At 61.0% G+C, this 24115-nt stretch carries 21 protein-coding genes; 14 read left to right on the top strand and 7 right to left on the bottom strand.

Annotated elements, in window-relative coordinates; translation table 11 throughout:
• Positions 1–3 precede the first annotated feature (3 nt).
• Entirely contained in the window at positions 4–693 is a 690-nt protein-coding gene (locus QMG80_RS07015) for an arylesterase (RefSeq protein WP_085772161.1), read from the top strand.
• Here QMG80_RS07015 and QMG80_RS07010 read toward each other — a convergent pair.
• On the bottom strand, positions 690–1028 hold the full coding sequence (locus tag QMG80_RS07010; RefSeq protein WP_085773731.1) for a Rieske 2Fe-2S domain-containing protein: 339 nt from the start codon (positions 1026–1028) through the stop codon (positions 690–692). The genes QMG80_RS07015 and QMG80_RS07010 overlap by 4 nt on opposite strands.
• Positions 1029–2059: 1031 nt before the next feature.
• On the opposite strand from QMG80_RS07010, the gene QMG80_RS07005 reads away from it, so the two are divergent.
• Together QMG80_RS07005 and QMG80_RS07000 are read left to right on the top strand one after the other, a co-directional pair.
• Positions 2060–2797: a type 1 glutamine amidotransferase gene (locus QMG80_RS07005; RefSeq protein ID WP_085772158.1), complete on the top strand. Its 738-nt coding sequence runs from the start codon at positions 2060–2062 to the stop codon at positions 2795–2797.
• A gap of 180 nt (positions 2798–2977) precedes the next feature.
• Positions 2978–3925: an IS1595 family transposase gene (locus QMG80_RS07000; RefSeq protein WP_085772157.1), complete on the top strand. Its 948-nt coding sequence runs from the start codon at positions 2978–2980 to the stop codon at positions 3923–3925.
• A 193-nt stretch (positions 3926–4118) separates the two neighbouring features.
• Here QMG80_RS07000 and QMG80_RS06995 read toward each other — a convergent pair whose 3' ends face one another.
• Positions 4119–5057 (bottom strand): DUF3800 domain-containing protein, encoded by a 939-nt coding sequence (locus QMG80_RS06995; protein WP_085772156.1) that lies wholly within the window; start codon positions 5055–5057, stop codon positions 4119–4121.
• A gap of 134 nt (positions 5058–5191) precedes the next feature.
• On the opposite strand from QMG80_RS06995, the gene QMG80_RS06990 reads away from it, so the two are divergent.
• From QMG80_RS06990 to QMG80_RS06975, 4 genes are read left to right on the top strand one after another with little or no spacing between them, the layout of a single operon-like run.
• Positions 5192–6643, top strand: coding sequence for a hypothetical protein (locus QMG80_RS06990; protein ID WP_158658776.1), 1452 nt, complete (start codon positions 5192–5194; stop codon positions 6641–6643).
• A gap of 10 nt (positions 6644–6653) precedes the next feature.
• Positions 6654–7400: an Imm52 family immunity protein gene (locus QMG80_RS06985; protein ID WP_158658775.1), complete on the top strand. Its 747-nt coding sequence runs from the start codon at positions 6654–6656 to the stop codon at positions 7398–7400.
• A gap of 10 nt (positions 7401–7410) precedes the next feature.
• Positions 7411–8133 carry an Imm52 family immunity protein gene (locus tag QMG80_RS06980; protein WP_158658774.1) on the top strand — a complete coding sequence of 241 codons (723 nt, stop codon included), beginning with the start codon at positions 7411–7413 and terminating at the stop codon, positions 8131–8133.
• A gap of 34 nt (positions 8134–8167) precedes the next feature.
• Positions 8168–8893: an Imm52 family immunity protein gene (locus tag QMG80_RS06975; RefSeq protein ID WP_158658773.1), complete on the top strand. Its 726-nt coding sequence runs from the start codon at positions 8168–8170 to the stop codon at positions 8891–8893.
• 176 nt (positions 8894–9069) lie between these two features.
• Here QMG80_RS06975 and QMG80_RS06970 read toward each other — a convergent pair whose 3' ends face one another.
• Both QMG80_RS06970 and QMG80_RS06965 read right to left on the bottom strand, forming a co-directional pair.
• Positions 9070–10059, bottom strand: a complete 990-nt coding sequence (locus QMG80_RS06970; RefSeq protein ID WP_085773730.1) for an outer membrane protein — start codon at positions 10057–10059, stop codon at positions 9070–9072.
• Positions 10060–10314: 255 nt separating this feature from the next.
• A complete protein-coding gene (locus tag QMG80_RS06965; RefSeq protein ID WP_102938103.1) occupies positions 10315–11943 on the bottom strand; it encodes an arylsulfotransferase family protein in 1629 nt (542 codons plus the stop codon).
• A gap of 361 nt (positions 11944–12304) precedes the next feature.
• On the opposite strand from QMG80_RS06965, the gene QMG80_RS06960 reads away from it, so the two are divergent.
• The 7 genes from QMG80_RS06960 (at position 12305) to mmoC (ending at position 19638) form a co-directional block, all read left to right on the top strand.
• Positions 12305–13648: an FAD-binding oxidoreductase gene (locus QMG80_RS06960; protein ID WP_085772151.1), complete on the top strand. Its 1344-nt coding sequence runs from the start codon at positions 12305–12307 to the stop codon at positions 13646–13648.
• Between the two features lie 636 nt (positions 13649–14284).
• Positions 14285–15868 carry an aromatic/alkene monooxygenase hydroxylase subunit alpha gene (gene mmoX / locus QMG80_RS06955; protein ID WP_085772150.1) on the top strand — a complete coding sequence of 528 codons (1584 nt, stop codon included), beginning with the start codon at positions 14285–14287 and terminating at the stop codon, positions 15866–15868.
• 140 nt (positions 15869–16008) lie between these two features.
• The gene (mmoY, locus tag QMG80_RS06950) at positions 16009–17193 is read left to right on the top strand and encodes an aromatic/alkene monooxygenase hydroxylase subunit beta (protein ID WP_085773729.1); all 1185 of its coding nucleotides are present in this window, start codon (positions 16009–16011) and stop codon (positions 17191–17193) included.
• 12 nt (positions 17194–17205) lie between these two features.
• The gene (gene mmoB / locus QMG80_RS06945) at positions 17206–17622 is read left to right on the top strand and encodes a methane monooxygenase regulator MmoB (protein ID WP_085772149.1); all 417 of its coding nucleotides are present in this window, start codon (positions 17206–17208) and stop codon (positions 17620–17622) included.
• A 28-nt stretch (positions 17623–17650) separates the two neighbouring features.
• The gene (gene mmoZ / locus QMG80_RS06940; protein WP_085772148.1) at positions 17651–18166 is read left to right on the top strand and encodes an aromatic/alkene monooxygenase hydroxylase subunit gamma; all 516 of its coding nucleotides are present in this window, start codon (positions 17651–17653) and stop codon (positions 18164–18166) included.
• A 68-nt stretch (positions 18167–18234) separates the two neighbouring features.
• A complete protein-coding gene (mmoD, locus tag QMG80_RS06935; RefSeq protein WP_085773728.1) occupies positions 18235–18582 on the top strand; it encodes a soluble methane monooxygenase-binding protein MmoD in 348 nt (115 codons plus the stop codon).
• A gap of 21 nt (positions 18583–18603) precedes the next feature.
• Complete coding sequence (gene mmoC, locus QMG80_RS06930; RefSeq protein WP_085772147.1) at positions 18604–19638, top strand: aromatic/alkene monooxygenase hydroxylase FAD-binding subunit MmoC; 1035 nt, start codon at positions 18604–18606, stop codon at positions 19636–19638.
• A 214-nt stretch (positions 19639–19852) separates the two neighbouring features.
• On the opposite strand, the gene QMG80_RS06925 is transcribed toward mmoC, so the two are convergent.
• The 3 genes from QMG80_RS06925 to QMG80_RS06915 are packed head-to-tail and all read right to left on the bottom strand — an operon-like array spanning position 19853 to position 24063.
• Positions 19853–21532 (bottom strand): Hsp60 family chaperonin, encoded by a 1680-nt coding sequence (locus QMG80_RS06925; protein ID WP_085772146.1) that lies wholly within the window; start codon positions 21530–21532, stop codon positions 19853–19855.
• Positions 21533–21577: 45 nt separating this feature from the next.
• Positions 21578–21916, bottom strand: a complete 339-nt coding sequence (locus QMG80_RS06920) for a hypothetical protein (RefSeq protein WP_085773727.1) — start codon at positions 21914–21916, stop codon at positions 21578–21580.
• A 17-nt stretch (positions 21917–21933) separates the two neighbouring features.
• Positions 21934–24063: a sigma-54-dependent Fis family transcriptional regulator gene (locus tag QMG80_RS06915; protein WP_085772145.1), complete on the bottom strand. Its 2130-nt coding sequence runs from the start codon at positions 24061–24063 to the stop codon at positions 21934–21936.
• Positions 24064–24115: the final 52 nt, after the last annotated feature.

Here is a 24115-nt window from a genome sequence, read left to right as displayed (position 1 = left end):
CAGATGCACCTCTCGTCGCCGCGCGCTCAAGGCGATTGGCGATTATCGGCGCAAAGGCCCCTGCGCGTCGCTCTTGCGACCGTGCTCGTTTTCTCGGCCTTCAACCCAACGCCGCCTCGTCCAAAGACCGTCGTCGCCTTCGGCGACAGCCTGACCGCCGGCTACGGCCTGCGGCCTCGCGAGGCGCTGCCGGTCGTCCTACGTCGCAGGCTGCGCGAGGACGGCTATGACGCGACCGTTCTCAACGCCGGCGTCAGCGGCGACACCACGCAAAAGGGGCTGTCCAGGCTCCGGGGCGTCGAGGCGCTCAAGCCCGATCTCGTGATCCTGGAGCTCGGCGGCAATGACATGTTGAACGGCGTCGATCCAAAGCTCACCAAGACCAATCTGGACAGGATCATCGTTCAGCTACGCTCGAGCGGAGCGCGCGTGCTGCTCGCGGGCATGCGCGCCACTCCCGGATCGCTCAGCGAAGTCGATGGTCGCCATTTCGACAAGCTCTTCCCCGCCCTCGCGGCGAAGCACTCCCTGCCCTTCTATCCCTTCATCCTGGACGGCGTGCTTGGGGATCCGAAGCTCGTTCTCTGGGGGGGACTGCATCCCAACCGCGAAGGCGTGCGCCGCATCGTCGACCGCATCGCGCCGATTGTCGAAAAGGCGCTCGACGCAGGGGGCAGCGAAACAGCAGGTTAGGCCGAGGCGCGCGCCGGCTTGACCGGCCCGACATCGACTTGGATCTCATCGCCTTCGACGCGCAGCGGATAGGCGTGAAGGACGTTGCGGACGAGATGCGTGACGCATTTGCCGCTGTCGCTGTCGAATCCCCATTGATGATGCGGGCAGGTGACCGTCTTGCCGTCGAACGTCGCCTCGCTCAAGGGCATGTCCGCATGCGGGCAGCGCCCGCGATAGGCCTTGAGCTCGCCGCCCTTCGGCCAGACGAGGAGCACGCTCTTGCGGCCGGCCTGAAACAGTCCCATGCCGCCTTCGCTGACGGCCTCGGTATTGCAGATAGCGGTGTATGTCATGGCGATTGCCCAGCGGGAAGGAACGTCCGCCATCAAGCAAGTTGCAGACCAACGCGTTGCCGTCCCACTCCGGCGACGCCTTCACGGCGCGCCGCTTTTTTCTTTCATTTGCTCGTTTGCAGCTCCGTTGCCCAGGGCGGCGACGGGGATAGGCTCGCGAGCCGGATCGACGGAGACGAGCTCCGCGACTTCTTCCCGGGGTAGCTGGAGATAGGGGATCAAGCTCTTCGGTGTTCGCCGGTAGGAAACGACGCTTCCGCCCGTGGTTTGGGCGACAGCCTTTGCTTGCGCCTCCGCAAAATCACTGAAAGCTACAATGAAGGTCCGTAGGCGTCCGCGGTCTCGAACCCAAAATTGCCATCCATCCAATCTTTGCCTCCATAATATAGCGCTCGGCGTCAATGCCGACGCTCCGCCCGCTGGGTCACGCTCAGAAGAATCGGCTGAACGCGGACAGCGTGATCAAATCAAAAACAGCCTCGGCGCCGCGAGCCCTTCAGGCGGCGCGATCGACCAATGGCCGTAGGGAGTTTCTGATATCTTCCCTCCATTTGTAAAGCTTAGCCGACCAGTCGCTTGGAACGCCCGACGCTCCGTCGGGGGCGCTTGCCGCCCGCTCTATCGCGGCTTGCACCACCTCGAGTTCTCGCAGTAATAAACGCTGACGCTTTTCCGCCAAGCTCTCGTTCGCATGCTTCATTGTAACCTCCCCGGCTCGAACGCCACGGGCACAAGAAAATATAAGGAGCAATAGACTCGTAATGTGGCCAACGCTTGGCGCCGCGACTCTGCTGACTTCTTTTTTGAAAGGGCGCCGAAGGGAATGAGCTTCGGCGGTCCCGCCGCCACGAACCCTGCGGCCTGGAATCTGCGCCGGGTGGCGCTTGCACGGCGGCGATTCTCGAGCGCGTCCCCGTCGCGTGGAATTACGCGATCGAAAAGGACTAAGCTCCACCTCAAAAAATTGGAGCTTAGCCTGGCCAGTGACATGCTCTAGGCTGAACAACGACCGATAGCCTTAGGGGAGGTCCATGCATTTTCTCGTAATTCAGCACGTCGCCGTCGAAGGTCTCGCCGCTCTGGCGAAACGTTTCCGGGCGGCGTCCGCCGACTGGACAATCGTGGACTTCAGTCGCGGCGACACAGTTCCAGCCGATTTGACGCCGTACGACGCCATGATTGTGATGGGCGGCCCGATGGATGTCTGGCAGCTTGATCGGTTTCCCTGGCTCCGCCAGGAGATGGACGCGATTCGACATTTCGTGGTTGAGCTGAACCGCCCTTTTCTCGGCGTCTGCCTGGGGCACCAATTGCTCGCTGAAACGCTCGGCGGCGGCGTGCGGCCGGGCGCCGTCTCGGAAGTCGGCGTGCACGGCGTGGAGCTCACGCCGGCCGCGCAATCGGACGCGCTTCTCGGCGGATGCAGGGAGCCGCTGAGAGTCTTCCAATGGCATGGCGCCGAGGTGGCTAGGCTTCCCGAGGGAGCGACCCTGCTTGCGCGTTCCCCGGACTGCGAGGCGCAGGCCTTCCGGTACGGTCGACATGCCTGGGGTTTTCAGTTCCACGTCGAGGTCGAAGCGGAGAACATCAAAGATTGGGCGGAGCTGCCGGAATATGCCGGATCGCTCCTGTCTGCCCGCGGCGAGGAAGGGCTCGCGGCGATGCTGAGCGAGATCGCCGAGGCGGCCCCCGAGCTCGCCGCGCTGGTCGATGAGATCGGCAATCGCTTTTGCATTGCTGTCGAAGCGGCCAAGTCTCGCGCGGCGTAGGGGCGCGCCGCTGACGTGCGTCGAAGCGACGTCGACAAGGCCATGCTTTGGGCGTCGCTCGGGTAAGGGCCGGCGTGGCGCGAGCTGTATGTTCTCTATTTGTTCTTGACTGCCGAGGGCGATGTTACACTTGAAATACCGAGCCCCTAGGCCTAGATTGAATCATCAGCAGATACAGTCATGGCCGCCTCGGTTCTCAACGCCCCTCACTTCCAGTGCGAAGACGCTGCTTTCGCCTATGTCGAGAGCCGTCTTTGGCCGAACGGGCCGGTTTGCCATCACTGCGACAACGCCGACCCGAAGCGCCTGCGTCGCATGGCCGGGAAGACCACCCGTAAGGGCCTCATCAAGTGCTATGCGTGCGGGAAGCCGTTCACTGTGCGTATGGGGACCATCTTCGAGTCCTCGCATCTGCCGTTGCATCTGTGGCTTCAAGTCATCCACTTGATGTGCGCCAGCAAGAAAGGCATTTCGACCCGCCAAATTCAGCGTATGCTTTCTTGCAGCATGAAAACCGCTTGGCAGCTTACCCACCGAATTCGCGAGGCGATGCGCTCTGGCGAGCTTTCCCCGCTTGGAGGCGCGGGAAAGACGGTCGAGATTGACGAGACAATCATCGGCAAGGTCGAGGGCGCTCCGAAAGACGCCAGCTTCAAGGGCTCCAATTTCCGCAACATCGTCTTGACCTTGGTTGAGCGCGGCGGCGCCGCTCGTAGCTGGCACGTGGACGGATGCACCATGGGCACCCTTATGCCGATCATCCGCGCCAACATTGCGAAGGAAACCGCCGTCATCACCGACGAAGCCTCTTGGTATCGCAACCTCAAGGTGAACGTGAGCGTCGCCAGCCATGACGCTGTGAACCACGCCGTCAAGGAATATGCTCGCTACGAAGGCGAGCGCGTGATCTCAACCAACACCGTTGAGGGGTTCTACGGCGTGTTTAAACGCGGCATGAAAGGCGTCTATCAGCACTGCGGCGAGCGGCATTTGCATCGCTATCTTGCGGAATTCGATTTCCGCTACTCGAACCGGGCGAAACTCGGCATAGATGACAAGGCGGCGGCCGATCTCGCGTTGCTGGGCGTTGTCGGCAAGAGGCTCACCTATCAAACGGCTCGTAACTGAGAGGCCCTATGGCAAAAGCCGGCACCGAAAAGCCAAAGGCAAAACCAAAGTCTGAGGCCAAGCCGAAACTCACGGACACAGAGCGCCATAAGAGATTCGTTGCTATGGCGCGAGAAATCGGAGCCGAAGAGAGCCAAGAATCTTGCTATAGGGCGTTTGCCACGGTCACGCTGCCAAAAAACAGGTGACATCTTTACGGCACCGTACTAAACGGCTGCAATGCTTGATGTTTGTTTGGGTGCCAGAAAACAACTGCCGTTGATGTTTCCCCAGCGTAATCTTCCAACCTCGGATAATGCCCGAGTATTGCATACGCCATTTTATCTCCGTGATCAGCGCCACAAAAATATCGGCGCAATCCAAATGCACAGGCATCAGCCAATTGAGTCAATGGCTCCTCATTTTTCTTCACGAAGTGAATGCTCTGCCTTATTCGGCTGAGCCGCATGTCTCCTTCTTGGGCAACAAAAGTTACTGATTTGTTGCCGATCTGTCTCGGCGTCTTATCAGCAAGTGTAGGCTCTAATGCATCTTTCCTAGAGTTGATGCCGTGTGATCTACGATAGCCAGGAATTTTCGTCACAGGGTCTAACCATTTTCTCATCTCTGGGACATCTTCAGCAACAACAGTTGCTACCTCCTTTGGGGCCGCGTATTCTCTTATGTATTTGTCGGCGCGCTGCAAACAATGCAAAAAAGCATAGAAATGATGATATTCCTCCTTTGTCTTCATTCCTAGATCAAGAAATTCTTTAGGTATTTCCATCTCTCTCCGGACAATGGAAAAAGATAAAGCCATTCTTAGACGTCTCGGAATGCGCATCATCTCTACCATGAGCGCCAATCTGTCGGTTTGGCTCCAATCCTCCTTATATTTTCTATTGTTCCATATGTCTGTCGCATGAAATACGAAATCTTCGGCATATTGCGGCGGGACGGCGCCGCATACTTCGTTGACCATAGTTTCGGCGTCGATGACATGAGCGTCCGCATGAGCAATGACGCCGGTCACCACTGTCAGCGGCTCCTTTTCCGACTTACCCGCCTCGTCAACGAAAATGTATCTCACTGCGGAATCTCCAACGAGAAGTCCGCCGCCAAGCGCTTTAGGCCGGTGGTGGTGAAAAATCATAGTTCACCCTCCTCGCGAGAGTCGACCCAGCGAGGACACATCATTTTGGGCTCGGTATGCAAAGTGTAACATGCCCCTGCCGAGAAGCTTTGCTGTAGTTTTTACATCGCCTTTCTAATGGTCAGGAGCGACGCGTGAATCGCCATGAGGCGCTCAACGAGCGATTTGAAAAACACGTCTGGGCCAAACCGATCTGCCGCGCCGCCGAGATCGGCGACGAGGGGCTCGTTCTCGGCGCGCGGACCGTGCTCGCGCATATGAAGCGCGACGCCTTTGGCGCCCCGGTCCTTGCGTTGAATGAGGACCGTGAGCGACTGCTCGCCCTGCTCGGCGTCGCTTCCTGGCGACCCGCCTCGTCGGAATTGCTGAGGCATGTCGAAGGCGCCTCCGCTTTCTGGCGACGCGGCGAGAAGGCGCTCGCCAACATCCGGCTGGCCTACGCGGGCATACCCCGCATCGAGGATCGCGCCGACGCCTACAGGCTCTTTCTCGCCGAGGCCCTGCTCGACGACGGCATGGCGCCGCGGGAGCTGACGAAGGCTCTGGGCTTGGAGCCCACGCGTCGGCCGCTCGTAAAATACGATCCGAGCCAGCCGCGCGTCCCTGCGGGCAGCGGCCCGACCAGCGGGCGTTGGAGCCGAGATGATACAGGCGCGTCCCCATCCGCAGAGACGCGGCGCGTCCCGGACAATGCCGCGCCGCCGCCGTCGAGCCCGCAGGCTCCGTCTTTGGGATTTGTGGCCGCTGGCGGGGCGCGGACTCTGGCGCAGGCTTTGTTCGGTGAGGCGAGCGGCTCGGCCTTGCTCGCGGAGTTAGCGGTGCTCGGGGAGACCGTCGGCGCCGGAATCGTCTTCGGGGCGATTTTCGTTCCAAGCCCGAACAAAGCCGTTACGGAAGGCGCGGTTCCCGGCGCGCCAGGGCTCTTCTATCATCTCGACGCTCCGACGGGAGCGTTGCGCCTCTTTCGGAATGGGACTGCCGGACGCGAGATCGTCGTCCGCGCCAAGCAGGGGCGCAACGGCGTTTTCGTCAACACCGCGAGCGGCGAGCCCATCGCGCGCACCCTTCGCGGCAGCCTCGTCTTCGACGCCGACCGGCTCGTCGACGCGACCGGCGCGCCGCGCGAAGGGACGGAACCCGACGATCCGAAGCTTTGCCCAAAGCCTGAGCCCGATACGCCGCACGGAGCGAAGGAGGCGGCTCGGGCCTATGAGGATCTGATCAAGAAGCGCATAAATCCCGAGGACCCGACGCCGCGGGGGTGGGGCGTCAATCTCCCTGACCCTGATTCAGATACGAGCAAGCCAGTCTTCTTCGACGATTGCCGCCGAAGCGACGGCGCGTTGATCGAGATCAAAGGCCCAGGCATCGCCGAAAAGCTGCACAAGCGCTTCTTCGAGGAGGCGGAGATTTTTCCAAAAGAGTGGAAGAGGCAAGCTGAGAAGCAAGTGCGGGCCGCCGGCCAGCATGCACTCGAATGGTATTTCGCCGAGTCTGAAGCTGAGAAATTGGCGAAGGAGACATTTGACTCCGTCAAAGAGCTCCGGAAGATCACGACACATCACGTTTCTGCCAAGGAGCCGTGAGGGTCCAGTCATGAGACAGGGTTTTTACATCCGCGCAGTGTGGGAAGCGCGTCCTGAGACCCCCGAGGCCCTCGCCGCGCGATGTCTGCGAACATTCGACACCCTCACGGCCTTCGATCCGCTCTTCGCGCTTTGGACCTGCGGGACGACAGGCCCGATTGACCTCGAAACGGTTCGTGACCGCTATGCAGAGATTGTCAAGGCGGGCGTGTGGCGCGACGACTGGGGGGAGCCGGAGCCAGAATGGGGCTATTGGTGCGGAGGCTACACGCGCGACCTGCCCCCGTCCCGCACCCTCAGGCTGTGGTGCCATGCCGGATCCTCGATCAGAGCCGCTTTCCCGAATGACGCGATGTTTAAGACCTCGAGCTTCGGAGGCGCGACCCCAGACCCGGACGTGGTCAGCCACAGGATCTTCCGCGCGGCCATGCTCGCGATCGTCGACGCCTGGGAGCCGGTCAAGGCGGGCGCCTATTCCTCCGCGCTCAGGGACCAGGATGAACGCGACACGTTTTTTCCAATGCCATGGATCCAATATCTCTGCCCCTGGCTGGCCCGCCAGATCGAGCCGCCGGCCAGCGCGCTCGTCGAGCCTTTGCCCGACGGCGGGCTGCTGATGTCGGCCACGACCGAAACCTTCGATGTCGACAACCCGAAGCATATGTCGGTCGCCCGCGATATCGCCGCCGCCATGGCGCCGCTCGACCGCCTCCCTTGGCCGTCGCTCCCCCGACGCGGTCCTACTGCAACAGCGTGAGGACTCGGTCATGAGCGAGGGATTTTACATCCGCGCAGTGTGGGAAGCGCGTCCTGAGACCCCCGAGGCCCTCGCCGCGCGATGTCTGCGAACATTCGACACCCTCACGGCCTTCGATCCACTCTTCGCGCTCTGGACCTGCGGGAGGACAGGCCCGATTGACCTCGAAACGGTTCGTGACCGCTATGCAGAGATTGTCAAGGCGGGCGTGTGGCGCGACGACTGGGGGGAGCCGGAGCCAGAATGGGGCTATTGGTGCGGAGGCTATACGCGCGACCTGCCCCCGTCCCGCACCCTCAGGCTGTGGTGCCATGCCGGATCCTCGATCAGAGCCGCTTTCCCGAATGACGCGATGTTTAAGACCTCGAGCTTCGGAGGCGCGACCCCAGACCCGGACGTGGTCAGCCACAGGATCTTCCGCGCGGCCATGCTCGCGATCGTCGACGCCTGGGAGCCGGTCAAGGCGGGCGCCTATTCCTCCGCGCTCAGGGACCAGGATGAACGCGACACGTTTTTTCCAATGCCATGGATCCAATATCTCTGCCCCTGGCTGGCCCGCCAGATCGAGCCGCCGGCCAGCGCGCTCGTCGAGCCTTTGCCCGACGGCGGGCTGCTGATGTCGGCCACGACCGAAACCTTCGATGTCGACAACCCGAAGCATATGTCGGTCGCCCGCGATATCGCCGCCGCCATGGCGCCGCTCGACCGCCTCCCTTGGCCGTCGCGCTCGTGACGCGGTCATACTGCAACAGCGTGAGGACTCGGTCATGAGCGAGGGTTTTTACATCCGTGCGGTGTGGGAAGCGCGTCCTGAGACCCCCGAGGCCATCGCCGCACGATGTCTGCGAACATTCGACACCCTCACGGCCTTCGATCCACTCTTCGCGCTTTGGACCTGCGGGAGGACAGGCCCGATTGACCTCGAAACGGTTCGTGACCGCTACGCGGAAATTGTCGAGACGGGCGTCAGTCGCGACGACTGGGGAGAGCCGGAGCCGGGATGGGGCTACTGTTGCGGAGGCTACACGCGCGACCTGCCCCCGTCCCGCACCCTCAGGCTGTGGTGCCATGCCGGATCCTCGGTCAGAACCGCTTTCCCGAATGATGCGATGTTTGATACCTCCAGCTTCGGAGGCGCGACACCGGATCCGGACATAGTCACCCATAGGATCTTCCGCGCGGCCATGCTCGCGATCGTCGACGCCTGGGAGCCGGTCAAGGCGGGCGCCTATTCCCGCGCGCTCATGCGGCTGGAAAAAGATCGCGACACGCATTTTCGAGCGCCGTGGATCCAATATCTCTGCCCCTGGCTGGCCCGCCAGATCGAGCCGCCGGCCAGCGCGCTCGTCGAGCCTTTGCCCGACGGCGGGCTGCTGATGTCGGCCACGACCGAAACCTTCGATGTCGACAACCCGAAGCATATGTCGGTCGCCCGCGATATCGCCGCCGCCATGGCGCCGCTCGACCGCCTTCCTTGGCCGTCGCGCTCGTGACAGGCCGTGCGGCCAGCGGTTACGGCGAGCCTTGCTGGAGTTCCGAACGTCACGTCGGCAACTCGTTCGCCACGGTCAAGCGCAAGCTGACCGTCGCTCTCGCCAAAACCCTCCCCGATTTCCGCGCCGCCGAGCCCTGCACGAGAGATGAGCAGAGGTCCTTTGATCGTTTCCGATCAATATTTGGCGAGCACCGGGGCCGGAACGCCCCAGTTGACGTGATAGTTCACGCCCGCGCGGATGATGTTGCCGTTGAAGCGCGCCCTCGCATTCGCCCCATAGGCCCAGCTCAGATTCCCGCCGTCGGTGAAGCCCGCGACGACAGTAACAGGCGTCGTAACCGTCCCGAGATCATAATAGAGATATTCGATCTTGGCGCTCCAGTTCGGCAGGAACATCCATTCGACGCCGCCGCCCACCGTCCAACCCACAAGCGTGTTGGAAACATGGCTCGAGCCGAAGCCCGGCCCCGCAAAACTGGAAGCGGTGGGGAACACAAGATCCACGCCCGGGCCAGTATTCGCCGTGAAAAAGCTGGCGCCCAGGTTTGCTCCACCGTAACCCAAACCACCCGTTGCATAAGCAAGCAACGTCGGTGTGAAGAGATAGCCGATTCGACCACGCACCGTGCCGAGGTAATCAAGAGACGCGCGCACTTGAGTGGTCGTCACGAAAGGCGAAAGAAACGGGCCGAGATCCGGCGTTGGGTCGGCTCCCATGCCAACCCCGTTAAGCGTAGAGCGACTTGACGCAAGCCCTTGAATATCCGCCTCAACACCGACAACGAAGCTGTTGTAAAATTGGTAATTATAGCCGAATTGCCCACCGCCGAGGAACCCACCCTTGGAGGCGCCGGGCAATACTCCGTTGGCGCTGAGGGCGGCGGCGGAACTCGTCAGAAGATCTACGCCCAACGGAAGCGTAACGCCGTTTACGGTGTAAACATTCGCGGCGATCGGATTGGGAATAATCGGACCCGCATTCACCGTGACGCTGTTGCTGGCGCCCCATGCGCCGCCGGCGTTCAGACCGGCATAGAAGCCCGTCCACGTCGGGGGAAGCGGCGGGACGATTGGCGCTTCCTTCTTGTAAGGGAGGTCGGCCGCGAAGGCCGACACCTCCAGCGCGCAATAGAGCGTTGCGACAGAAAGAGACAACTTCTTCATTTGCATGTCCTTAAGGGACGGCCGCCTTGTTAACCATACACTGGCTGCGCGGCCCGGCGTCAACGCTTCTGCGCCATTAATCAACCGTTTAGGGGCTCAAAACTGCGCTTTTTTGGTGAACGTGTCTTTCCGGCAACAGGCGCCATAGCCAGATCCCATGAGGGCGTCGCGGTTGCCGGGACGGTGTCCGGGCAGCCGCAACATCATCGAAGATTACCCTCTCATGGGATCGGGAGACATGGGGCCGTTGAAAGCTCACCTACGGATCAGCGTGATCACGCTGGATGTTCCAATGACCTGACCCTGGCCGTTCAAGGCTTTTACTTGAAAATAGGGGGTGGTGGCGGTCACGGGAATGGCGGTTTCAAATCCGGTTTTGGTTGCAGTTTTGATAAGCACCGGAGGGACCAGCAAGCCAACAAAATTAAACACTTGCCAAGTGCGGGTTTCGGTCGAGCCGTTCCAAGACGCGTAGACCGTCGTCTGTCCGCTGCTCGATATGGCGACGGCGCTTGGCGGATAGGAAGGAGTTCCGACCCAATTGTCATGATAGGCGCGATAACTGTAATTATCATCAGGCATTTGCGCATAATAAAGGAGATTCACGGAAGGATTGTCCGCTGTGTTTCCGAGGGGCGCAAACTCGCTGTAGTATGCGGACTGTCCCCAGCCTATAAACACATTGCTGTTAGGCAACGTCTGCACACTCCCTTGTGAGGCCACATGCAAGCTGGAGCTGAGATAAAATTGGCGCTGCAAGCTTGCGGTCATGGTCGAGGAATTGATATTTAGGAACAACCCGTGGGAAGCGGGGGTTCCCGGCGGGACTGTTTGGGATTCACAACAATTATCGTCGAACATGCTGACGACATTGTTTTGGCCGCCCGAGCCTAGGTGGAAACGCGCGTCGTGTTGCCAAGAGAATTGCGCATCGGCGCCGACGATCACGAAATTGTTTTGCTTGCCGCCCAGCCGCCAAAGTATATTTCCAGTTGGCTTGTTAACCCTATAGATTGTAAAAGTATTGCGTCCGGACACCAAAATGTCGTTGGCGCTGTCCGTGAGCCCAACAGAGTTCAGATGATAGGCATCCCAGATATTGCCGCTGGAGGTCGCGCTAGAAGCCGGCTCATAGGAATCGCTCAGCGGAATATGTTGAAGGGCGCTCCAAAAAAACAGGAGCTGATTCGTGCTGGGATCAATCTCCTGAATGGCGAAATCCTGCACATATCCATTTTTTGGCCCCCCGTAAGCGGTGAGATCCATGGGGACGGCCAGGGTCGAGAGAAGCAACGCCGTATTGTTTGGAGTGAGCAGGAATTCATGGACATCGGATGTGTAACCTTTCTGAGCGGTTACTGTCCTAATGACATTGTAAGTGTTATCCAGGATATAATAACAGGAGCCCGGCTCGGAGGAGCCTGCCGGAACATTGGTGTAAGCCGGCGGGGTCGCGAGGGTGCCCTGCCAAAACGTCAACACAGGCCTGCCGTTGAATTGCTGCACTCGAAAATCTGTATTCATCAGATTTGGGCTGCTCAACGGACGAAACCAAACCGGATTCCCGCTATTATCCAAAATGAGCGATCCTGGCTGTCCATATTCGGCATTGTCAGAATAGGCGTAGGGACCAAGAAAGATTAGCCCAGAATACGTGCTAGGATCATTTTTGTTGACCTGCACTTTCATGGGATGCAGTTGCGGCGCACTTTGAAAGCTCCAAACCTGCGGCGATTGCGTAATTGGAGCTGGCGTTTGAAACGTTGTGGGATAGGGCGTCGTTCCGCAAGTGGCGGCTACGGCCAGGGAGCTGAAAGGAATTGCAAGGACAAGCGTTAAGAAAAAAAGAAGGCCTATTCCCCGAGAAAGCCGGCTTCGAATCATCTGCTCCCCCTATAATCGGAGCGTTTGTGGACCGGGACGAGCCGGCCGCCGATCCTCGCCCCGCCAAGCCCGGCCCGAATCTGTGCGGTACGTACGCATTTTTGCCGCATTTGACAAGGCGCAGCCGTCCCGAGCGCCCTTCGCCATCGACGGAAGCAAGGCCATGATTGCAGCGGCCCGCCGCGCTGCGGCGGCGTCGCGCGCTTGACTAGAGCTAAGCCATTTTCTACGGAAAACTGCCATCCACACGATCAATGTCCCGCAACCGCGCGGGAAGTCGACTGAGATTTGGCGATGAAGCGCGTGAGCTGCACCGCCGTTGCGTGCATTGGCGAAGCGGCTCTCTCGAGAAAGAAGGCGCATGTCGATCAGCTTTCCGACACGGCTAGTCTGGCGCGGCGACGAACGGTACGAGCAGACCCGCCGAGAGACACTGTGGCATGCGGGACTACCCAATCGATTTCCTGCGGTCATCGTGCAGGCTATAGATGTAAATGATGTAGTTGCGGCAATACACTTGGCTCGAGATCGAGGCTTGCAGCTGTCTGTTCGCTCGGGCGGCCACAGCTGGGCTGGCACATTTTTGCGCGACAATGTCGTTTTGCTGGATATTTCTCGATTGCGTGACTTCTCGATCGACCGCGAGGCGATGACGGGGAGCGCCCAACCTGGCCTGAAGGGATCAGAGCTCGACAAGATCCTGATGGCGCAAGGCCTTTGGTTTCCGACGGGTCACTGCACAAATGTTTGCCTCGGCGGCTATCTGCTTCAGGGCGGCTTTGGCTGGAACGGACGTGAATACGGGCCCGCTTGTATGAGTGTGATCGGCGTCGAGCTAGTGACCGCCGAGGGCGAGGTCTGCTACGCCGACGAAAAGCAAAACGCCGATCTTTTCTGGGCTGCGCGCGGCGCAGGGCCTGGTTTCTTCGCCGTCGTCACTCGCTTCCATATTAAAGTGTATCCTCGTTCTTTAGTGACCATGAACAACACCTACGTCTATCCTGCCGAGGTGTTCGAGGAGCTTTATCGCTGGGCGCATGAGATCGGCCGCGCCACCCCAGCCGAAATCCATATGATGCTATTGCGCGACGACTCGGCAAGCACGGCTGGACCGATCACTATCCTGTCCGCCACAGCCTTTGCGGGAGGCGAGGAAGAAGCCCGCGCAACACTGTCTCTGTTCGAGGCTTGTCCGGCTCGGAAGCGGGCCGTTGTCGCAGAAGTCAATCGCCCGACAACGACGGTAGAACTCACCGCTCTCGGCACCGATCGTCACTTCGATGCGACCAAACGCTATGTTGCCGACAACATATGGACCCACGCTACCTTTGACGACCTGCTGCCGGGGCTGCAACAGATTGTAGGCTCCTTCCCTCCTGCGCCCACGTTCATGGAGTGGATGAATTGGGGCTATGACCACGAGCCCCCGCGGCAGGCGAATATGGCCTATTCGTTGGAGGACGACTTTCATTTCTCCCTTTACACCGCATGGGATAATCCGGCCGACGACGCGAAATTCGTGGGCTGGACGACTGAGCGCCTGCGCCAGCTAGAGCCTTTGTCTACGGGGACGCAGCTCGCCGATGAAAACCTTATCAATAGGCCGGTTCGGTTCGTGTCGGACGAGAACCTTCGCCGTCTCGATGCGCTCCGGACAAGGTACGATCCCCAAGGAATATTCGTTTCCTGGCTTGGTCGGCCGTAGGGATATCCTCTGAAGGGGCCTTGAAGCCGCAGGCGGCTGGATTGGTCCGGTGCTCTTCCGAGGCAGACTAAGGCGGGCTTCGCCGGTGGGCGCAGCGCCGTCCGCTGTGGTCTGCGACAGCGCGTTGATCCAGATCAAAGGCCCAGGGCGCCGCCGATCGCCCTCGCGCCGCTCAAGACGAGCGACGACAGCGGCGCCCCCGGCCGATTTACAAATTCAGCTCGTCAGCCGGCATAGACCCGCACTCGGCCAAAGAGCGCGACCGCTCTGCGCCACCATGATGGTCGCGGCGTGCGAGGCCTGGCGTTTCTCGCCCCGCGCCGACCCGGGCGGCCGCAAGCGCAGGTGTCTGTACAGTAATTATACGCCTGTATAAAGAATGAACGCGCCCACCTATCGGAGCCTTCACTCCTTCTCAGAGTCTATCTAGGTTTAATTCCTTTTTCAGAACCTTTTATCTCTGGCGCCGGCCTTGCTGACTACATGCTCGCGCACTGCAGCGACTGTTCCGTTCCAACGACAACAAAAAACGAAACGTCTCTCGAGAGCGCAAGAAAACAATGGCGTGCTCGCCGTCGCTTTGACGCGGCGCGCGCCACGCCTTGCACATCGAACATTGCAGCAGGAGGAAACGAGATGGCCATCAGCCTCGCCACAAACGCGGCGACTGACTCTCTGAAAGTCAACCGGGCGCCGGTTGGCGTCGAGCCCCAAGAGGTCCACAAGTGGCTTCAGAGCTTCAATTGGGACTTCAAAAACAATCGCACCAAATACGCCACGAAATATCACATGGCGAATGAGACCAAGGAGCAATTCAAGGTCATCGCCAAGGAATATGCGCGCATGGAGGCCGCCAAGGACGAGCGGCAGTTCGGCACGCTGCTCGATGGTCTAACCCGTCTCGGCGCCGGCAATAAGGTGCATCCGCGCTGGGGCGAGACGATGAAGATCATCTCGAACTTCCTCGAGGTCGGCGAATACAACGCCATTGCGGCCTCCGCGATGCTGTGGGATTCGGCGACCGCCGCCGAGCAGAAGAACGGCTATCTGGCGCAGGTGCTGGACGAGATCCGACACACGCATCAATGCGCCTTCATTAACCACTACTACTCCAAGCATTATCACGATCCGGCCGGCCATAACGACGCCCGCCGCACCCGCGCGATCGGCCCGCTGTGGAAGGGCATGAAGCGCGTCTTTGCAGACGGCTTCATCTCCGGCGACGCTGTCGAGTGCTCGATCAATCTGCAGCTCGTGGGCGAGGCCTGCTTCACCAATCCGCTCATCGTGGCGGTGACGGAATGGGCCGCGGCCAACGGCGACGAGATCACGCCGACCGTGTTCCTCTCCGTCGAGACGGACGAGCTGCGTCACATGGCCAATGGCTATCAGACGATCGTCTCGATCGCGCATGACCCGGCTTCGGCGAAGTATCTGAACACCGACTTGAACAACGCCTTCTGGACGCAACAGAAATACTTCACGCCGGCGCTCGGCTATCTGTTCGAATACGGCTCCAAGTTCAAGGTCGAGCCATGGGTGAAGACCTGGAACCGTTGGGTCTACGAGGATTGGGGTGGAATCTGGATCGGCCGTCTCGGCAAGTACGGCGTGGAAAGCCCGCGTTCGCTCAAGGACGCCAAACGCGACGCCTATTGGGCGCATCACGATCTGGCGCTCGCCGCCTATGCGCTTTGGCCGCTCGGCTTCGCACGTTTGGCTCTGCCCGACGAGCAGGACCAGGAGTGGTTCGAGGCGAACTATCCGGGATGGGCGGATCACTACGGCAAGATCTACAACGAGTGGAAGAGGCTCGGCTACGAGGATCCGAAGTCTGGCTTCATGCCTTACGCCTGGCTGATCCAGAACGGCCACGAGGTCTATGTCGACCGCGTATCGCAGGTGCCGTTCATTCCGACGCTTGCCAAGGGCTCGGGCTCGCTGCGCGTGCACGAGCACAACGGCCAGAAGCACTCGCTGACGGACGACTGGGGCGAGCGTATGTGGCTCTCTGAGCCGGAGCGCTATGAGTGCCACAGCCTGTTCGAACAGTATGAGGGCCGCGAGCTCTCCGACGTGATCGCGGAAGGCCACGGCGTGCGCTCGGACGGCAAGACGCTGATCGCTCAACCGCACACGCGCGGCGATAATCTGTGGACGCTCGACGACATCAAGCGCATCGGCTGCGTCTTCCACAATCCACTCGCCAAGTTCAGCTGACCAGTTTCGATTGAAGCAGAACGAAAGTGTTCGTCGGGCGCTCGCGCCCGGCGTTCTGCGCCTCGGCGCATGCGCAAAAGCGCAATAGCCCGCATGCGGCGGGTCAATCACGAAGCACGAAAGCCTCGAAGGAGGAAAACATGACTGTTCAGACGGCCCCCGTCACCAAGCGGGGTCTCACCGATCCGGAACGCGCCGCGATCATCGCCAAGGCCATTCCCGATCATCCTCTCGACACGCAGCGCAAGTATCATTACTTCATTCAGCCGCGCTGGAAGCGTCTCTCTGAATATGAACAGCTTTCCGTCTATGCTCAGCCCAATCCCGACTGGATTGCGGGCGGGCTCGACTGGGGCGACTGGACGCAAAAATTCCACGGCGGCCGTCCGTCCTGGGGCAATGAGTCGACCGAGCTGCGCACGACCGACTGGTTCCGTCATCGCGACCCGGCTCGTCGCTGGCACGCGCCCTATGTGAAGGACAAGTCGGAAGAGGCGCGCTACACGCAGCGTTTCCTCGAGGCCTATGCCGCAGAGGGCTCGATCCGCACGATCTCGCCCTACTGGCGCGATGAAATCCTCAATAAATATTTCGGCGCGCTCCTCTATAACGAATATGGGCTCTTCAACGCGCATTCATCGGTCGGACGCGACTGCCTGTCCGACGTGATCCGTCAGTCGGCGACTTTCGCCGGTCTCGACAAGGTGGACAATGCGCAGATGATCCAGATGGAACGTCTGTTCATCGCCAAGCTCGTTCCGGGCTTCGACGCGTCCACCGACATTCCCAAGAAGATTTGGACAACCGATCCGATCTACGCCGGCGCGCGCTCAGCGGTGGAGGAGATCTGGCAGGGCATCCAGGACTGGAACGAAATCCTTTGGTCGGCGCATGCGGTCTATGACGCGACCTTCGGCCAATTCGCTCGGCGTGAATTCTTCCAGCGTCTGGCGACCGTCTATGGCGACACGTTGACGCCTTTCTTCACCGCACAGTCGCAAACCTACTACCAAATCACGCGCGGCGCCATCGACGACCTGTTCGTCTATTCGCTCGCCAACGATCCCGAGTTCGGCGCGCACAACCGCGCGTTTCTCACCCTGTGGACCGACCATTATCTGGCGAAGTCGGTTACCGCGCTCAAGGATTTCGTTGGGCTCTACGCCAAGGTCGAGAAGGTCTCCGGCGCCACCGATCGCGCGGGCGTCAGCGAGGCGCTGCATCGCGTCTTCGGCGATTGGAAGACCGATTACGCCGATAAGATTGGCTACAAGGTCGACGTTGACCAAAAGGTCGACGCAGTGCTCGCCGGCTACAAGAACTGAAGGGTTCAGCACATGTCAGAATCAGCTAACGCCTATAACGCCGGGATCATGCAGAAGACCGGCAAAGCCTTCGCCGACGAGTTCTTCGCGGAAGAGAACCAGGTCGTTCACGAGTCCAACGCCGTCGTGCTCGTTTTGATGAAGTCGGACGAGATCGACGCCATCGTCGAGGATCTCATCCTCGGCGACGGCAAAAAGAAGAATCCCTCGATCGTCGTCGAGGACAAGGTCGGCTTCTGGTGGATCAAAGCCGATGGCGCGATCGAGATCGACGCCGCCGAGGCCTCCGATCTGCTCGGCAAGCCCTTCTCGGTTTACGATCTGCTGGTGAACGTATCGTCCACGGTGGGCCGCGCCTACACGCTGGGGACGAAGTTCACCATCACCTCCGAACTCATGGGCCTCGATCGCGCCCTGACCGACATTTGATGTCGGCCTGAAGAAAGGAACGCCACAAATGGCAAAAGGTGAAAGAATCCACGACAACGCCACGCGCTCGGAATGGGAGGCGAGGATCGCCAAGCTGACGACCGTGGATCAGGCGACGAAATTCATCCAGGAATTTCGCATCAATTACACCTCTCCTTGGCGCAAGAGCTACGCCCTCGACGTCGACTATCAGTTCATCGAGCGCAAGATCGAGGAGAAGCTCTCTCAGCTGAAGGTCGCTCAACTCAAGCCCGCCGATCTCGTCACCAAGGCGACGACCGGCGAGGACGCCGCCACCGTGTCAGCGACCTGGATCGCCAAGATCAAGGCCGCGAGGACAAAGTACGAAGCCGAACGGATCCACGCCGAGTTCCGGCAGCTCTATAAGCCGCCGGTCCTGCCGGTGAACGTCTTCCTGCGGACGGACGCGGCGCTCGGCACCGTTCTGATGGAGCTGCGAAACACCGACTACTACGCCACCCCGCTCGAGGGATTGCGCAGGGAGCGCGGCGTCAAGGTTCTCCACCTGCAGGTCGCGAGCTGAAAGCTCCCTGACCGCTGACGGCGCCCGGGCGGAAACGCCCGGGCTCTCTCTTGATCCGGGAGGATTTCATGCATGGGACATCGATAAACGGCGGCGCAGCCGCCAGGAACCCTGAGCCAGCGCGCGAGACTGAAGCGGTCCTCTTGCATGAGGACGCGCGTTATCTCGCCTATGGCAAAGACCTGGAATACATGTGGCATTGGGAAATCCATCGCGACGGCGAATTCGCGCAGGAGGGCTGCTCCCTGTCTGAAAGCTCGGCGCGCGAGGCAGTCGCCCATGTTCTGTCCTACTTCCGCCAGCAGGACAGCACGAGCTTCGCTCCCGGCGACAAAACCGAAGAAATCCGCCAGTTGCTGCGTGAATCGGGTCTCGGCGCTCCGCTTGCCAGGGGCGCGGGCGCCGGCGACTGCTGAAGGAAGTGAGGCTATCCGCAAATGTACCAGGTTACGATCGAAACCGAAGACGGAGAAACCTGCTCGTTCGAATGCGGCCCCAGCGAGGACGTCATCTCGGCAGGGCTGAGACAGAGCGTCATTCTCTTGGCGTCATGCCGCGCAGGCGGCTGCGCGACGTGCAAGGGCGAGTGCACTGACGGCGATTATGAGCTTATCAATGCGAGCGTCCAGGCGCTGCCTCCCGACGAGGAGGAGGACGGTTATGTCCTGCTGTGCCGCTGCTTTCCGCGCAGCGATCTGCACATTGTCGTTCCCTACACCTATGATCGCATCTCCTTCGAGGCGGTCCAAACCAATTGGATCGGCGAGATCAAGGCCTGCGAGAAGGTTTCCTCCAATGTAGCGCGGCTCCTCATCCAGGTGTTGACCGCCGACGGCAGCGCGCCAATCTCGCTGAGCTTTGCTCCGGGACAATTCGTCGACATCGAGATTCCGGGCACGCATATCAAGCGATCCTATTCGATGGCTTCGGTCTCGGGCGACGGCGTGTTGGAATTCTTCATCCGCATTCTTCCCGACGGGACCTTCTCGAAGTTCCTGACCAACGAGGCCAGAGTAGGAATGCGTTTGAACCTTCGTGGGCCGGCAGGCTCATTCGGCTTGCATGAGAACGGCCCGCGCTCGCGATTCTTCGTGGGCGGCGGCACGGGCCTGTCGCCGGTGCTGTCGATGATCCGCCACATGAAGAATGAGGGCGACATGCGTCCAGCGAAGCTGTTCTTCGGCGTGAACCGCGCGGAGGAACTCTTCTATCTCGAAGAGCTCGAGTCGCTGCGCGGACAGATGCCCAACCTCGACGTGCGTATCGCAGTCGTCGAAGGCGCCGAGCGCAACGGCGTCGCTCGGGGAACCGTCATCGATTTGCTACGCGAGGAGCTCAAGTCCCATGAGGACGAACCGGACATCTATCTGTGCGGGCCGCCCGGCATGATCGACGCCGCATTCGCCGCGGCGGCTGAAGCCGGCGTGCCAAGGGAGCAAGTCTATCAGGAGAAGTTCCTCGCCAGCGGCTAGATCAAGAGATCGCGTGATTCCATGCGATCGGGACGCGCTCCTGAGGGGTCACTTCTGAAACGCGACGGCGTCGCGTCTCGCCTTTTGCACGTCCCGGCCTCTCCCCCGGTGCGCGCGAACTGTCCGCCCTGGTTCTCCCCCAAGGGCGGACTTTTTGCCGCTTGGGCGGAGCTCCTGCCCCCGACGCCACGCTGACGGCGTCGGGGGCAGGGTTTCAAGCGCGTGGATCTTCTCTCGTCGCCGCAGCCTCGTGCGGATTGAAGCCGAAGCTCGGATCTGCCGGCGCGAGACCCATCACCGCGCATTCCACCGTCATCAGCGACGACGCGGTTCCAACCGCGTTTTGCAGGGCGAGACGGGTGACGCGCACCGGGTCGATCACACCCGCTTCGAAGAGATCGCCGTAAGCCCCGGATTTCGCGTCGAGACCGAAAAACTCTGCGTCGGATCGCCCGACCTCGAACATGATCTCCTGCGGGTCTCTCCCTGAGTTCTGCGCGATGCGGCGAAGCGGCTCATCGAGCGCGCCGCGGACGATCGTGACTCCGAAGCTCTGATCCAGATTTTGTCCCTCTGTCTCTGCCAAGGCTTTCCGCGCGCGAAAGAGACCGACGCCGCCTCCCGGCAACACGCCCTCCTCGCGAGCCATGCGCGCGGCGTTGAGCGCGTTCTCGACTCGCTGAAGACGCTCCTTCATCAAAATATCGGAGATGCCGCCGACCTTAATCGTAATGACTCTTCCCGACAAAGCGGCAATTCTTTCGTTGAGCTTCTCGAGCTCCCGCCGCTTCCCGGAAGGCGAACCGGATTTGGGGTCGCTGTTCTCGATCCTTTCGGCCTCACGCTGGACGCAGGCGAGGCGCTCGGCGACCGCGCCCGGATCGCCCGCGCCGCCGACCACAAAGGCCTCCTCTTCCCTGATAACGGCTTTACGCGCACGTCCCAGATGCTCAATGGTCACATTGCGCAGATCCTCTCCGCACGCTTCGAGAATCGCTCGACCGCCGGTCAGCGTCGCGAGATCGATGAGATAATCATATCGACTGTCGCCGAAGCCCGGCCCTTTGACGGCGACGGAATGAAGAATGCCTCGAACGTGATTGAGCAGCAGACCGGGCAACGCCGCTTCGACGATGTTCTCGACGACGACGAGCAGGCTTCCGCCGCGCTCGCGCACAAGCTCCAGCGCGGGAAGCAACTCGCCAAAGTCGTTGATGATGCGATCGTAAACGAGCACATAGGGGTTTTCGAGCTCCGCGAGCTTGCGCGTGCTGTCGGTCATGAAATAGGGCGAGCGGTAGCCCTGCCCCCAGCGCATCCCCTCCGAAAGCTCAATCTCATCCGTCACGCTGTCGCCGAGCTCGACAGAAACGACGCCCTCCCCTGCGCGTTCGAGCGCCTCGGCGACGAGCTCGCCGATAGCCTCATCGCCTCCCGAAGCCAGCGTCGCCACATGCGCCAGAGAGCGATGATCCTTGCAGGGGCGGGCCCGCCGCGCGAGATCCGCGTCGACCGCGCGCCAGGCGGCGCTCATGCCGAGCTGGACGTCACGGGGATTCATGCCGGCGGCGAGCGCTTTGTTGATCTCCTGTGCGAGACGACGCGTCAGCACCACCGAGGTCGTGGTCCCGTCGCCGGCTTCCTTCGCCACCTTCATCGCCATCTGCCGCACCATGCTGACGCCGGCGTTCCCGATCGCGGCAGGAAACTTGATCCTTTCCGCGACGGTCGCGCCGTCCTTTGTCGCGACGGGCGGCAGTCCGTCGGTGCGATGCTCGATGATGACATTGCGGCCGTGCGGACCAAGCGTCACGCTGACGGCGTCGGCCAGCACATTCAGTCCTTCGAGCAGACCTTTCCGAACGGGATCGCCGAAGTTGATTTCTTTCGCCATTTTTAGACTCCGCATCTGATGGGTGGATGGTTGACGGCGTCGCCGTCAAAGCTTGCTGCGTGGCTTGCTTGGAATGATTTCGAGCTCATCGCCGCGGCCAGCGTTCAAGATCATGGCGCTGCGGCCGGCTGCGGCGCGGCGCGCACGGTTTCGATGAAGCCTGGTCCACACGCGAATGAGAGAGCGGTCGTCGAAGTCGAGGCTCCGGCGGACCTCCTCCATGTCGATGACCTCCAGCTCGCTGAGCCAGAAGGCCCGCAGCTCCTGAACACGCTCCTCTCCCAGAATTTCTTGAAGCCGCGCCTCTTCCTGCTCGAGCTGCACCAGGCTCGCATCGAGCTTCTGCGCGGCTTCTTCGATGAAGGCCTTGTCCTCGGGGTCCATGAAAACGCCTCCCGCCTTCAATTCCTCGACACGATGCGCCTGTCGCTGCGAAGGCCGTAACGCGCCATCTTGTGGTAAAGCGTCGCGCGCGTAATGCCGAGGCTGCGCGCCGCCTTGGCCACGTTCCCGCCGCTACTGGCCAGCGCGGAATGCACGGCGCGCGCCTCCCAATCGGCGAGCTCGCCCGGCGCGTCGACAGGCCTGCCGACACTCGCGCGCTCGTCGGCAAAAGCAGGAGCTTCGTCGAGCGAAGCAGGCGCGGGATTGGGCCTGACATTCATCTCCTGCAGGAAATCCCTCGGCAGATCGTCGATGTTGATTCTCCGTCCTCGCGTCACCGCCAGCACCGCGCGGACAACATTGCGCGCCTCGCGAATATTGCCCGGCCAAGGATGCTTGAAGAACACGCGCCAGACGTCGTCGCTCGGCTCTTTCTCCTCCTCCAGGCCGAGTGATTGCCATTCCTGGCGCAAGAGATGCGCAATCAGTTGAAGGCGATCCGGACGCTCGCGCAGCGGCGGCAGCCACAGTTGGACGCCATTGAGCCGATAGTAGAGGTCGCGGCGGAAGGCGCCCTTCTGCACCATGTCCGGCAGACTGCAGTTCGTCGCGGCGACGACGCGCACGTCGATCGGAATGGAGCGCGTCCCGCCGATCGGCGTGATCTCCGACGACTCGAGCACGCGCAACAAGGTCGCCTGAAGATCGAGCGCCATGTCGCCGATTTCATCGAGGAACAGCATGCCCTTATCGGCCTCGAGAAACTTGCCGCGTTTCCCTTTCGAGCGGGCGCCTGTAAAGCTTCCGCCCTCATAGCCGAACAGCTCGCTTTCGATCAGCTCGCGCGGAATTGCGGCGCAATTGATCGCGACGAGCATTCTGTCCTTTCTCGATCCGCAACCATGCAGCCGTCGCACAAGATAGTCCTTGCCGACGCCGGATTCGCCCGTGATAAGCAGCGGAATGTTCTGCGCCTGCAAATTGGCCGCCTTTTGCAAGGCCGCGTCGAGAATGAGGTCGCGCCACTCCGCGTTGAGAGCGGAGAACGGCGCGACCGGAGCCGTATCACTTGGCTCTTCCCTCGACTTGCGCTCCGTCCGGGCTCGCGGGACGTTCGTAAGGGGACCGAAGAGCCTGCGCTCGACTCTGAGCGGCCGGCCGCTATTCGAATGCGCGAGAACCACGCTGTCGAACCCCTCGCAGGCGGCGAGATCGACCCTCAGGAAGCTCGAAAGCTCTTTTCCGATGACATCGATGTGTGTCGAGGCGCCGAGCAGATGAAGGGCGGATTGGTTGACGCCGCTGATGCGCCCCTCCTCTTTGACGGCGACAAGCCCCTCGACGAGCGATTCTGGACCGCTGGAGCTTGCGGTAACATCGCCGTCGCGTAGGCGAAGCAGGCGCCCAGTCGAAAAGAAGCTGTCGAACAGATTGGCTTCGAGAAGCCGACAGGCGAGCTTCAAGAAACCGAGCATCAAGGATGCGGCGTCACGACGGTCCGTGATCAGGCCGACGAACGCGACGATCCCGCCGTCTGGCGAGGCGATCGGGCATCCCGCCGTCGCATAGGGATGAAAGGCTGGAGAGAAGTGCTCGCGACCGTTGAACGCGGCCGGCACGCGAAGGAGGCAGGCCGTGCCGATCCCCGTGTTGCCGATGTTGCACTCTCGCCAATCCGCGCCGATCCGCGCCATCGCGACGCCGCCGGGCCGGATGTTCAGCCCCGCGTCGAGAACATAAAAGACTTTGCCGAGAGGGTCGCATAAGACCAGCGTGACGCTGCTCTCATCCAAGTAGGACCGGAAGTCGTACGCCATGGCCGAGAGACTCGCCGTGAAGGCGCTCGACCATTCGCGCCGCCAAAGCTCGAAATCTTCGGGACAGGTCAGCACGGGATCGAGGCGCGGCGCGAAGTCCACGCCCGTAGGCAGATGATGTTCGTCGACGCAGCGGGCCCAGGCGTCGGCGACCTTCGGACGGACCCAATCGGCGCCTGTTGGAGGCTGGCCGCTCTGCCTCATCCAGTCCCAAGCCGTGCCGGGCCGATCCAATCCATAGAGTCCCGCGTCCTGGGCGATAACCGTTACGCCCGAAGTTCTGGAGACGGCGGATGGCGGACCGCTCCTCGTCGTCAAGATGTTGCTCATCGATGAATTTCCAATTGATCGCGTGCGCCCGAGCGCTGGCGTTGGAAGCTCG

Origin of the sequence: Methylocystis bryophila, assembly GCF_027925445.1 — a bacterium.
In the GTDB taxonomy this organism is placed as follows: Bacteria; Pseudomonadota; Alphaproteobacteria; order Rhizobiales; family Beijerinckiaceae; genus Methylocystis; species Methylocystis bryophila.
Note: the sequence above shows the minus strand (reverse complement) of the source record. Positions and strands in the feature narration are given on the sequence as shown.

Excerpts from the sequence above, each read along its gene's own strand:
- QMG80_RS07015 (WP_085772161.1), top strand. The coding sequence starts at position 4 with ATGCACCTCTCGTCGCCGCGCGCTCAAGGCGATTGGCGATTATCGGCG.
- QMG80_RS07010 (WP_085773731.1), bottom strand. The coding sequence starts at position 1,028 with ATGACATACACCGCTATCTGCAATACCGAGGCCGTCAGCGAAGGCGGC.
- QMG80_RS07005 (WP_085772158.1), top strand. The coding sequence starts at position 2,060 with ATGCATTTTCTCGTAATTCAGCACGTCGCCGTCGAAGGTCTCGCCGCT.
- QMG80_RS07000 (WP_085772157.1), top strand. The coding sequence starts at position 2,978 with ATGGCCGCCTCGGTTCTCAACGCCCCTCACTTCCAGTGCGAAGACGCT.
- QMG80_RS06995 (WP_085772156.1), bottom strand. The coding sequence starts at position 5,057 with ATGATTTTTCACCACCACCGGCCTAAAGCGCTTGGCGGCGGACTTCTC.
- QMG80_RS06985 (WP_158658775.1), top strand. The coding sequence starts at position 6,654 with ATGAGACAGGGTTTTTACATCCGCGCAGTGTGGGAAGCGCGTCCTGAG.
- QMG80_RS06980 (WP_158658774.1), top strand. The coding sequence starts at position 7,411 with ATGAGCGAGGGATTTTACATCCGCGCAGTGTGGGAAGCGCGTCCTGAG.
- QMG80_RS06975 (WP_158658773.1), top strand. The coding sequence starts at position 8,168 with ATGAGCGAGGGTTTTTACATCCGTGCGGTGTGGGAAGCGCGTCCTGAG.
- QMG80_RS06970 (WP_085773730.1), bottom strand. The coding sequence starts at position 10,059 with ATGAAGAAGTTGTCTCTTTCTGTCGCAACGCTCTATTGCGCGCTGGAG.
- QMG80_RS06965 (WP_102938103.1), bottom strand. The coding sequence starts at position 11,943 with ATGATTCGAAGCCGGCTTTCTCGGGGAATAGGCCTTCTTTTTTTCTTA.
- QMG80_RS06960 (WP_085772151.1), top strand. The coding sequence starts at position 12,305 with ATGTCGATCAGCTTTCCGACACGGCTAGTCTGGCGCGGCGACGAACGG.
- mmoX (WP_085772150.1), top strand. The coding sequence starts at position 14,285 with ATGGCCATCAGCCTCGCCACAAACGCGGCGACTGACTCTCTGAAAGTC.
- mmoY (WP_085773729.1), top strand. The coding sequence starts at position 16,009 with ATGACTGTTCAGACGGCCCCCGTCACCAAGCGGGGTCTCACCGATCCG.
- mmoB (WP_085772149.1), top strand. The coding sequence starts at position 17,206 with ATGTCAGAATCAGCTAACGCCTATAACGCCGGGATCATGCAGAAGACC.
- mmoZ (WP_085772148.1), top strand. The coding sequence starts at position 17,651 with ATGGCAAAAGGTGAAAGAATCCACGACAACGCCACGCGCTCGGAATGG.
- mmoD (WP_085773728.1), top strand. The coding sequence starts at position 18,235 with ATGCATGGGACATCGATAAACGGCGGCGCAGCCGCCAGGAACCCTGAG.
- mmoC (WP_085772147.1), top strand. The coding sequence starts at position 18,604 with ATGTACCAGGTTACGATCGAAACCGAAGACGGAGAAACCTGCTCGTTC.
- QMG80_RS06925 (WP_085772146.1), bottom strand. The coding sequence starts at position 21,532 with ATGGCGAAAGAAATCAACTTCGGCGATCCCGTTCGGAAAGGTCTGCTC.
- QMG80_RS06920 (WP_085773727.1), bottom strand. The coding sequence starts at position 21,916 with ATGGACCCCGAGGACAAGGCCTTCATCGAAGAAGCCGCGCAGAAGCTC.
- QMG80_RS06915 (WP_085772145.1), bottom strand. The coding sequence starts at position 24,063 with ATGAGCAACATCTTGACGACGAGGAGCGGTCCGCCATCCGCCGTCTCC.